Origin of the sequence: Bacteroides reticulotermitis JCM 10512, from assembly GCF_000517545.1 — a bacterium.
GTDB lineage: Bacteria > Bacteroidota > Bacteroidia > Bacteroidales > Bacteroidaceae > Bacteroides > Bacteroides reticulotermitis.
In genome coordinates this window covers 82815-93829 of sequence record NZ_BAIV01000026.1, presented here as the reverse complement: position 1 = coordinate 93829, position 11015 = coordinate 82815, and the positions used below count along the sequence as shown (strand labels likewise).

The 11015-nt window shown below is 40.7% G+C and carries 9 protein-coding genes and 2 pseudogenes; 2 read left to right on the top strand and 9 right to left on the bottom strand.

Annotated features, from left to right (window positions below):
* On the top strand, positions 1 to 406 hold a 406-nt coding region (locus JCM10512_RS22800), incomplete at its 5' end, for a hypothetical protein (RefSeq protein WP_044164509.1).
* Positions 407 to 480: 74 nt separating this feature from the next.
* Positions 481 to 1485, top strand: a complete 1005-nt coding sequence (locus JCM10512_RS15340; RefSeq protein ID WP_044164479.1) for a beta-ketoacyl-ACP synthase 3 — start codon at positions 481 to 483, stop codon at positions 1483 to 1485.
* 1057 nt (positions 1486 to 2542) lie between these two features.
* On the opposite strand, the pseudogene JCM10512_RS15335 reads toward JCM10512_RS15340, so the two are convergent.
* The 9 genes and pseudogenes from JCM10512_RS15335 to JCM10512_RS15295 form a co-directional block, all read right to left on the bottom strand.
* Positions 2543 to 2869, bottom strand: a pseudogene (locus JCM10512_RS15335) (GNAT family N-acetyltransferase); the annotation flags it as partial.
* A 173-nt stretch (positions 2870 to 3042) separates the two neighbouring features.
* Positions 3043 to 3702 (bottom strand): flavodoxin family protein, encoded by a 660-nt coding sequence (locus JCM10512_RS15330; RefSeq protein ID WP_244437227.1) that lies wholly within the window; start codon positions 3700 to 3702, stop codon positions 3043 to 3045.
* An 11-nt stretch (positions 3703 to 3713) separates the two neighbouring features.
* Positions 3714 to 5122 (bottom strand): annotated as a pseudogene (locus JCM10512_RS15325) (aldo/keto reductase).
* Between the two features lie 55 nt (positions 5123 to 5177).
* Positions 5178 to 5717 (bottom strand): flavodoxin family protein, encoded by a 540-nt coding sequence (locus tag JCM10512_RS15320; protein WP_044164477.1) that lies wholly within the window; start codon positions 5715 to 5717, stop codon positions 5178 to 5180.
* 2 nt (positions 5718 to 5719) lie between these two features.
* Entirely contained in the window at positions 5720 to 6211 is a 492-nt protein-coding gene (locus JCM10512_RS15315) for a cupin domain-containing protein (RefSeq protein WP_044164475.1), read from the bottom strand.
* 2 nt (positions 6212 to 6213) lie between these two features.
* Complete coding sequence (locus JCM10512_RS15310; RefSeq protein ID WP_044164474.1) at positions 6214 to 7887, bottom strand: carboxymuconolactone decarboxylase family protein; 1674 nt, start codon at positions 7885 to 7887, stop codon at positions 6214 to 6216.
* Between the two features lie 28 nt (positions 7888 to 7915).
* Positions 7916 to 8776, bottom strand: a complete 861-nt coding sequence (locus JCM10512_RS15305; RefSeq protein WP_244437226.1) for an alpha/beta hydrolase — start codon at positions 8774 to 8776, stop codon at positions 7916 to 7918.
* 407 nt (positions 8777 to 9183) lie between these two features.
* Positions 9184 to 9936 (bottom strand): LytR/AlgR family response regulator transcription factor, encoded by a 753-nt coding sequence (locus tag JCM10512_RS15300; protein WP_044164471.1) that lies wholly within the window; start codon positions 9934 to 9936, stop codon positions 9184 to 9186.
* A 6-nt stretch (positions 9937 to 9942) separates the two neighbouring features.
* Positions 9943 to 10956, bottom strand: coding sequence for a sensor histidine kinase (locus tag JCM10512_RS15295; RefSeq protein ID WP_044164470.1), 1014 nt, complete (start codon positions 10954 to 10956; stop codon positions 9943 to 9945).
* Positions 10957 to 11015: the final 59 nt, after the last annotated feature.

The window sequence follows — 11015 nt, the reverse complement described above, 5'->3', positions numbered from 1 at the left end:
ATCAGATTTAGGAATAGCTGTGATCAAAAACAATGCGGAAGCATTCAAGGAAAGAATTGGGTTGTGGACTACTCTAGATGAAAGGCAGCAATACATTAACTATATTACCATGCACGATAGTTTTGTTCAACAGCACTGGACTTGCATAGTTGGTTCTCTTTCCCCAGCCTATGATTCTCTTCCTGAAAACATGCAGAAAGAATTGCAGAACCTAATCAACACTATACTTAATTGGTTGACAGTCTTATTAGATAAAGGAAAGAAGAACAAAGCTTTTCATTTCAAAGGAAATGCTAAAGACCAAGCTAATATGACACACTCTGCCCTCTTGTCTTCGTTACAGATGAATAAGGTTCTACGAAATGATATATACACTTCCATACAGGCAAAGTTATTAAGCCTCTAATTTTTTTTAGCCGAACAACTTACCTACTAGTAAGTATATAAATAATAAACTAATCATTATAATATAAAGTAAACATGAATGCAACAATTAGTTCAATAGGAGTCTATCACCCCAAAAGGGAAGTATTCAATTCTTTTTTTGAGAAATCGTTAGACACCTCCGATGAATGGATAAGAGAAAGAACAGGTATAGAAAGACGTTTCTTTGCTGCCCCGAACGAATATACGAGTGATATGTGCGTAAAAGCGGCCGAGAACCTATCTGCAAATTACAATAAAGATTTAGCAGATGTTGATTTCATTATCGTAGCAACGACTACACCCGATCAGATTGTTCCCAGCGTAGCAAGTCAGGTACAAGCCAGATTGAGAATACCTCATGCCGGAGCAATTGATATTTCATGTGCTTGTGCAGGTTTTTGCAATGGTCTAATTTTAGCCAAAGGGTTGATCGCTTCCGGTTCACATAAGAAAGTATTAGTTTTTGGTGCTGATACATTATCGAAAGTAACAGACTTTACAGATAGAACCACTTGTATCTTATTCGGAGATGCCGCTGGAGCAGTTATTGTAGAAGCATCCACAGAAAACCATTTATTAAAGACGATCACAGAAACCAACGGGCACTATGGAAAAGATTTATATCTAACTAGTTCAAAAACACAAATCAACAACGAGGAAGTTGTAGCCAATAATAAACTTCATCAAAACGGAAGAACAGTTTATAAATGGGCTGTTCAAACTTTAGCCAAAGGATTAAAAGTATTAGCAGAAAAGAATGACATTCAACTGGATGATGTTAGTTACTTCTTACCTCATAGTGCAAACTATAGACTATTGGAAGCCGTTTTCAATGAATTGGAGATACCAATGGAGCAATGTTTAGATAGCGTTAGAAGATACGGGAATACTTCTGCGTCCTCTATACCTCTAGCATGGTACAATGGTATCCGGGAAGATAAGATACAACCGAATGATATGTTGATGCTAATGGGCTTTGGGGGTGGTTTTACTTATGGTGGTTTGTGTATTCAAAACAATATCTGTAAGGTAGATAACGGATCACCTGCAAAAGTATAAAATCCGATGTTTGGTTGCATTTATTCCGGTTCTTTGCCAATTTGGGTGTGAGCCTGTTTGCTTAAAACAATCTCCCCCTACATACAAGAAAAAAAGTTTTATCTCTCATGGTCTCATCATTTTAAGACTAATCACATATTAATCAAATACTTACTGAATGAGAGATACTTTTTAAAAAGCCTATCTCTCATCATTTTCTCGCTATTTTCCATCAAAAAAGGCCTATCTCTCAGTCTTTTTTAGGTATCTCTCATAAAATTAAGCCGATATTTATTGCGATTGGACTAGTATAAGCCTCAAAAAATGCAGCTATCTGGAGACTAGTTAATAGAAAGACAGGGAAACGCATGCTAACTAATCACATTTTTATTCTCTTACGTCTGCACATGCCCGTTTTATATTGAACATATCAACGGAAGTATCTTGAATAGTCACCGTATTATTAGTAAAAATGGGCCAACTAATTTCGAAAGAAGTGCCTGTCTTTCGGCTGCGCACTGGAGTGCGTAGATCGTCGCACCTAGGTGAGTAAACTTGATGCACCCTAGTGAGGTCGATCGTTGCACCCGAGTGAGACGCCTTATTATTCCCACCATATATTATTATATAACGGTTCTTAAACGAAAAACAGTTGATCATAATGATAATAAGTAGGCAATAGTACGACAAACACACGATAACACATTTTCCCCTTATAGCATGGTGGTTAACAGAATAAGGATTTCAGCAAGAAATCCAAGAATCAATGCTAAAAACGAATATGAAGGAACAGCCAGAAGGAGGAATAAATTATAGTTCTAAACGGAATTACTTACACTTATAATGCCAAACAATCTTTATTCACTCACTTAAATAGCGTATTTCGTAGGTTAATTCGTCTATCGGTACAGTCCATCCCCTAGATTCCACATTGATCTCAGTTAAAGAAAGCCCCTTCTTCCTGCGCAGATAAACGATATTTAATGCATAGCCCACAGATTTGCAGGTGATCCAGCTCCAGTTTAGGTGAGGTGTATAGGGCTTTATAATAGGGACTCACTAAAGAATAAACGAGCAGTCAAATCACTTTCTCGTATAGTTTGAACCAATCCAGTCCATAATTTCCCAACCCCAAATCTACAGTATCAATATATTCAAAACCACACCGCTCATACAGCGAGATCGCCGGGAAATTATTTTCATACACATCCAAGCGGATAAATTTCAGGCCTGATTGTTGGGCCAATTTTAACGAGTAGTCCATCAAAGCACGCCCAATGCCTATTTTTAAGAATGAGGGATGCACCACAAATGTGCGTATCACAAAAATACGGCTGTAGTCAGCATCAACTTTCCATTTTACATTATTATAGGCATCATCGGGATGATGGTCTAAAATAACCGTTTTGGAGTGCAAAGGTATGGCTTCCACCTCAATAAATAAGTTTTTTTATAGATAGTGAAAGCCATACTCGTTAGTTATTCCTTCAGCGTTTTGGCATGTTTATAAATCAGCTTATTTATAAAATCCACAGGCTGAAAGAAGTGAAAGCAAAAAGTGTACATAGACTTATATCCTCAGGCATTCTTACCGAATTCATAAGCTTCCTGCACTGCTGTCGGCTTCTTTAAGATACTGCCACTGTCTCGTGCTCCAAAACCACGCACAATACCTATTTCTCTGGAATCATATAGGCAATGGATAAATCCCCGGAATCCTTGTATAGTTCCCTCAAGAGCTTCTTCATTATTATCGGTAGCAGTGATGATGTAATAGAATTCTTTACTTTTCAGATCCTTTTCGTATTTGAAAACACGGTCGATAAGAGTCTTCATTTGTCCAGTCATCGAATAGAAATAGACAGGAGAAGAAAGCACAATCACATCGGCAGCAGCCATTTTGTGAATGATCCGGATAGCGTCATCCGCATCTTCCGGATTATCACTTCGCTCATAGTACTTGTTTTCAAAGAACTGAATATCATGATCATTGATATTGATCATTTCCACGGTGTGATTCGCCTCCTCTGCTCCTTTCTTGAACTCATTACACAGTATTTCTGAGTTACCTCCCCGTCGAGGACTGGAAGATAAGATCAGAATGGACTTTGAACCCGATTTTACTTTCTCGGTATTTACGGAACTTGTATTTTTCTCGGACGACTCTTTTCCACAAGAGATACATACCACAGCGAAGAACGCTACCATCAGTACGAATAAACCTAATTTTGTTTTCATGTCTTTTACTTTTAGAAATTAATTTGTTGTTTCAGTTGTTCAGTGTATAAATCAATACGTCTCATTTCGCTCGAAATATCAATTGCTTGTGGACAATGAGGTTTGCAGATGTCACACCCTATACAATGATTGGCCTGTCGCAATTTAGGGACACTACGATCGTATCCGACAAGGAATGCCCGACGAGCCTCTTTATAGTTTTTATCTTTGGAGTTCAGAAGCCTCTTCCCGGCACTTATGATGCGATTGTAATGCCCGAAAACTCCCGGAATATTAACTCCATACGGACAAGGCATACAATACTGACACTCGGTACATTCGATGTAGTCATCGCTCATCATTATGTTTGTGACTTTTTCCAATGCGATATATTCAGCATCACTTATCGGATCGAGTGGAGAATAAGAGCGTATATTTTCCTGCAAATGTTCCATATAAACCATACCGCTAAGTACAGTCAGCACACTTTTGGGAGTCCCAGCATACCGGAATGCCCATGATGCGGCACTCTCTTCGGGACGCATTTCTTTTAAGAGACTTAATGCCGGCGGACTTAGTCGCGACAAACGGCCGCCCAAGAGAGGTTCCATGATAACAGCAGGTACATTCTTCTTCTCCAGCTCACCCAACAGATACTCCGCATTGGTATTCCATCCGGAGGCGTGCAACCAATCTATGTAGTTGAGTTGTATCTGCACAAAATCCCACTGATAATCCATCGCAAGCAGGTAGTCGAAAACTTCTACCTCGCCATGATAAGAAAAGCCCAAGTTGCGGATACGCCCGGCCTGACGTTCTTTGAACAAGAAATCGAGTAAACCATTGTCAATAAATCGTGCATTAAAATCTTTCATTCCACCCAAGCCAATAGCATGCAACAGGTAATAATCAATGAATTCCACTTGCAGATCTTCCATCGATTTGCGATACATACCAACCGATCCCTCAAAAGTTCTCATTGCCGGATCGTCCCGATGGGTAGACATCTTAGTTGCGATAAAGAACTTATCGCGTGGATGGCGTTTCAAAGCTATACCTGTTGCCGTTTCCGACCATCCTCTTACATATACGGGAGCTGTATCGAAATAATTCACCCCGTGGGCAATGGCATAATCAACCAAATCATTCACTGCATCCTGGTCTATCTCTTCTTCTCCTTTGTCATTCGTGCGTAAAGGCCAGCGCATACAGCCATATCCCAATAGCGAAACCTTGTCTCCAGTGTGCGAATTAATACGATAGGTCATTTTATCTGTAGGCACTTCCCCCAACGAACCACCTTCAGCAGAAGCTTTATTATTGAAAGTGCAGCCGACGCGACCATCGCAGCTGTAGTCGCAACAGATCCCGCACCCAATACCTTCAGAAAATTCCGACGGCTTATCTCTTTTTTATTCTTGTTCTGATCGTTGTTCTCCATTTCTATAGACATTTAAGCAGCATGAGGACCATGCGTAATAATAAAGTTCCAGTCGTTATATGTTCCTTCCGAGTAAGAAGGCTCCTTCAACTATGGGTTTCTCCATGATCTCTCCCACATCATAAACACCTTTTCCAAGGATATGCCCTGCATCGCGCACATTAGTTAGGCATTCTAGAAAACCCTGATAAGATTTAATAGTTCCTTCCATCGCATGGTCATCTTCTTCTGCCGCTGTAGCGATCAGATAGAAATCTTTATTTTTAATCTCTGTCCATTTCATCACCGAACGATCGATGATTGTTTTCAGTTGAGCATTCATACAGTAGAAATAGACCGGAGTAGAAAGCACAACCACATCAGCATCTATCATGCTATCTATTATCGCCGGCACATCATCTTTTATCGCACATCGCCCAGCATGCTTTTTACAAGAATAACACGCCGTACAATAATTAATATCCTTCTCACGCAAGAACACCTTTTCCACTTGGTGTCCTGCTTCTTCCGCCCCATAGATAAACAGGTCGGATAAATAATCGGAGTTTCCTCCTTTTCGCGGGCTTGCTGAAATAACCAATAGCTTTTTAATCATATTTATTTCTGTAAATTATTGTATGCTTCGTCTGTTACTGCTTCATGCCATACGGTAGGACCATTTTCCCGACCGGTAATCGCTACCTGAACAAACTCGCTATCCGGACTTGCCCCATGCCAATGAGGTATGTTGTGTGGACACTTCACCACATCTCCTTTATGGAGAATTACAACAGGCTTCCCTTCTTCCTGATAATATCCCACACCCTTTAGAGCCAGTATGATTTGTCCCGCCGGATGAGAATGCCAATACGTTCGAGCACCCGGTTCGAAGGTTACGCTTCCTACCGAATTTTGATTCAGACTATCTGAATCGATTAACGAGTTCAGCCAAGCATTACCCGTAAAGTTGGCATTAGAGAGTTTGTTTCCTCTTTCAAAAATAGTTTGGCTCTGCATATTCTCACCCGGTTGCTTGTCACACGTTGTATTCTTACAAGAAGCCAATGCAAACATACTTAACACGAATAATGAAATGATTGTCTGTTTCATAATTACTTGAGGTATTGTTTAAAGAAAGAATCAAGTTTAGGAAGTGAAATAGATAAAGACTCCGGTCGGTCATACAAGTCCACATGAGAAGCTCCCGGCACAACAAACAGTTCTTTCGGTTCGGCTGCCTTACGATAGGCCTCCTCACTAAAGTAAGCAGATACCGCTCGTTCACCTACAATGAATAATAGCGGACGTGGAGAGATCGTTTCAATCTGCACGAAAGGAAAGAAATTCATCATCGGAGCCTGACTCGTCAGCGAGTAAGACGTATCCGTACGAGGATGTTGCGCCCTCGGAGTCCGGTAGTAATCATAAAACTCACGGGTATTTTCAGTATCTGCTTCCGTTATTTGAGCGGGAACGCCAAGCGTATTAGTACGTGCTTCGCCCCGGAACTCTTTAGTACGCAGTTCTCCAATACGATCAAGCGTATTCATGCGTTGCTCATAAGAGATCGCATCACCAAGCCCTTGCCGACGAGCGCGTCCCAAATCATACATGCTGACTGTTGCGATAGCTTTTATCCGATGGTCGATGGCAGCTGCGCTCACAATATATCCGCCACCACCACAGATACCAAGTCCGCCGATACGGTCTTTATCTACAATAGCAAGATTACTTAGGAAATCGACAGCAGCACTAAAATCCTCGACACGTATTTCCGGTACCTCTATGTTGCGTGGAGTTCCTCCGCTTTCGCCCCAGAAAGAGGCATCGAAGGCTAGAGCTACGTAACCTAGTTCGGCTAACCTTTGTGCATGCAAGCCGGACGTTTGTTCTTTAACACCTGTAAAGGTATGACCGACTACAATAGCCGGATATTTTCTCTGTATATCCAAGTTTGATGGATAATATAAGTTGCCTACCACATTAATATCGATCCGGTTGCGGAAAGAAACCTTTTCCACCTTAACTCCATTTATCACCTCGGATGATTGAGTATCTATACGCAGACCCTTGCTCTGCAACACCTCATTTAAAACGGTACTAGCCGCATTAGCCTCTTTTCCACCGATGTTTACTTCTATTATCCGAATCATTTCTTTCAAGTGCGCAGGAGTTATTCCCACATTTATAGAAAGATTCATATGCGAATTCAACATCGGTTCGACACCTCCTATACTCATAAGCACAGAAACTGTTACCATTTCACGTTGTGCATAAGTCAGCACATCGCGCTCAAAGATATCGGCAAATAGATGTTCCTTAAGGAAAGTCTCGATTTCGGGACTGAAACCTGCATAACCTGCGGTTGCACGTCCTTCCGGTGGCGTAACACCCGCAAGCTCTGCCAATATCTCTTTCCCCCGTTCATATTTGTCTCGGGTATCTGTAATAGGAGATGCTTCGCGCCCCCACGTATCGTTGATACCACGGGCTTTACGTTCGTCCAATACAGTCATAAACGTTTGCAATCCACGTAAACTTCTTGGAAATCCGCAGTAAGCATAAAGATGCACCAACACTTCTTTTACTTCGTTGACTGTCAACCCGGCATCAAGCCCTGCGTTTAGCTCCACGTGCAACTTATCCAACTCCCCTTTTGCTGCAAACGAGGAGATTGTAACCATCTTTTCTTGTTTCTTACTTAACATATTGTTCTGTGCATGAATGTTACCGGATATACTCAGTAACAGGCTGACTAGTCCGATGTATAAATTTACTTTATTCATGATCTGTTTATTTAGTTATTATATAATTTCAATCAAGTCTCTTTTCCTTCATCCAAGCCGAAAGCAAGTCCGCAATTTCGATATTGTTGAGGTCGGACATCAGGAAATGTGTATTGCCATATATTCCTATTTTGGGCAACTCGACCAAAGTGGCATCTCCCCCATGACGATTAACCGCTTCTACAAAAAGCCTCCCCAAAGTCAGGCGTGTACGCCAGTTCTCGGCTCCAAGTTCATGGGTTACTTCCTCCGGGATATAATCGCCGAAATACATTACAATCGGAATCTGAGTGAGTTTCATAAAATCATCCGTCGAGACTTCTACTCCGGATAATACACCTGTACGTCCGCTTATCGGTTCGGGTAGTTCGCCTTCAGGAAACGGATAACTTCCAGGTTCGTAGGCTACAATAGCTTTCACATGCTGATTCTTTATACCCGTAATCCATCCCGGTAATCCTCCTTGCGAATGAGTGATTAAAATGCCCGGTCCTGTTTTATCAAAAAGCGCAGACATACTATTACTTACCACCTCCTGATCAAACGCTCCGGTATTCGGAGTCATCTGACGGAAGAAGTTTTCAAGACTTTCTTTATCTTTTGGGAATTGTACGCCTTGGTGATAATTGGGCCATATACCTATACGGAATATCTCGTACCACATCTGTTCATCGGCGATAGGTTCTAGGGTAGACGTCCCGGTACTTCGTCCTGCTTTTCCCCGGCGGGGTTGGTCTACTAAGTAGGTACTGAAACCCTTACGAAGAAAAATATTCTGAAAACCTTCTCGCCCATCCGCCGTTGTTTCCCATGTCTTTGAAGATTGCCCCGCGCCGTGAAGGAAGACAAGAGGTAATGGACGGGCATGATCCGGTATTTGATAAAACACATAGGCATGATCGCGTGATAAGTTTGTCCTTCGGGATAAGGTTTGAAATTATCAAACTGAGTTGCGTCATAACTTCCCGAATTTTGTATCACCGTGCCGCCCACAGTAAAGCTTCCTTGTTCTTTGATCACGAGTAATTCATTATGATCTTTCCGGCAGCATCCCGACAATACGAGAAGCATCGTTATCGCCAGCATTGCAGCATGTTTCTGTTGATTCCTCATCTTAGTTGTTTTCTTTGTTGAATATACCTCTTTACGGTTACAAAGATTTAATAAATATCTACAACCTGCCTTGAGAAACAGACTAACACGAAATATTCAACCCTTAAGACGAATGGAAACAGATAAGATCCTTCTACCGGGTGATAAAAGGATCTTATTTTACTGTGTATATGGTAAACTTATTTATTCACTCACCACCCATGTTTTGAAGTCGGCAGCCTTATTTTTGCTAATATAAATACGTTCCGGAACATCCGTGTCGAGTGTAATCAGCAAGCGATTGTCGAACCAAATCGTTATATCCTTAATACTATCACGGGCTATGATGTATTGTTTGTTGGCTCGATAAAAGCCGGCCGGATTCAAAGAAGTAAAAATTTGCTCCAATGTTTTAGAATAAGGATAGGACTGGCCATCTTTCAGACAAATCTGCGTACTCTTATCGGTTGTGTAAAAGTAAGAGACATCGCGCAAATCTATTGGGAGCAGTTTATCTTTTATTGGGATCAAAATCTTGTCCTTATATCGTGGAGTAGGCGCTAGTTGCGTCAAGCGAGACAAGTATTCAACCACATCATTCCGTGTCCATTTCTTAAACTTATTCAGTGCATGTGCTAACTCTTCCGTCTTGATTGGTTTTAGCAGATAGTCTACACTATTCAACTTGAATGCTTCGATTGCGTATTCATCATAGGCGGTTGTGAAGATAATCGGAATCTCTACTTCGATACTCTCAAATATCAGAAATGAAGAACCGTCGGACAAATGAATATCCATTAAGATCAAATCCGGCTCAGTATTTGTTTGCAACCAAGCGACGGTCTGTCTCACACTTTCCGTATTTCCTACAACTTGTATAGTGGGATCAATATCTTTCAGAATTTCCACCAAGCTTTCATAAGCAGCCGTTTCATCTTCTACTATTAACACGTTCATAATATGCTATATTAGTGGTAAATATACAAGGAATGTAACTCCATCATTCTCTATTCTGATTTGCTTGTTCATCAACAGCGAAAAGCGGTTCTCCAGATTCTTCAATCCGGTACCGTTAGTTACAGGAGAAGAGAGTTTAGGATATATAGGGTTTGATACAACCAATTCTTGAGCCTCATTCAGCCAGATCCTAATTTCCATCTTATGATCGCTGTCAATCATATTGTGGACAACAATATTGTCAAGAAGCGGAAGAATAGATAAAACCGGTATTTTATACGATAGCCTTTTCGGATCCGTCTCGATGTGATATTCCAGTTTATTGGCAAAGCGTACTTCCATCATATAGCGGAACGCATCTACAAACTCCAGCTCTTCGCCTAAGGTAACGAGTCCTTTTTTATCGCTTTGCAGAATATAACGAAAAACATCCGACAGCTTATTCACATAAGTAAGTGTAACCTCATTATCTTTCTTACGGATCAAGGAAGTCAACCCATTTAAAGAATTGAAGAAGAAGTGTGGGTTTATCTGATTGGTAAGTGCGTCATAACGGCTTTGGAGGTTTTCGATTTTAAGCTGTTCTATTTCTTGTTCTTTCTTGTTTTGTTCTTTATACAAGAGGAAGATATATCCCGTAAAAGTAGTCAAAAGACACATTATGAAGAATTGAAATAACACTAAGCTCCCGAAATGTCTGACCTTTGAATAGATCAAAAAAGAGATTAGCCCATAAAGCACATAGGCGGAAATAGTAATCAAAGCATTATATCCCAAGCGTATCTTAAAAGAGGGAGTCTTTAGTTTTTGCAGATTGAGTTTGATCAACAAGAAAATCAAGGCCGCATAAAAGCCGTAACGAAAAACAAAGAAAGCGATATACCCCACGCGTTTGGACTCTTCTAGCTTGCTTAATTCCCAAGGAATCCAAGTTACTTCGGGGTATATGACAAACAACGCACACACCAGACTTATAAAAACTAACTTATAGGGACTGTATATTTTGGACCAATCTATCATCTCTTCTTTTTTATATGACTAATACATCTTCTTTCAAATATACGAAAATAGTTCTTTCC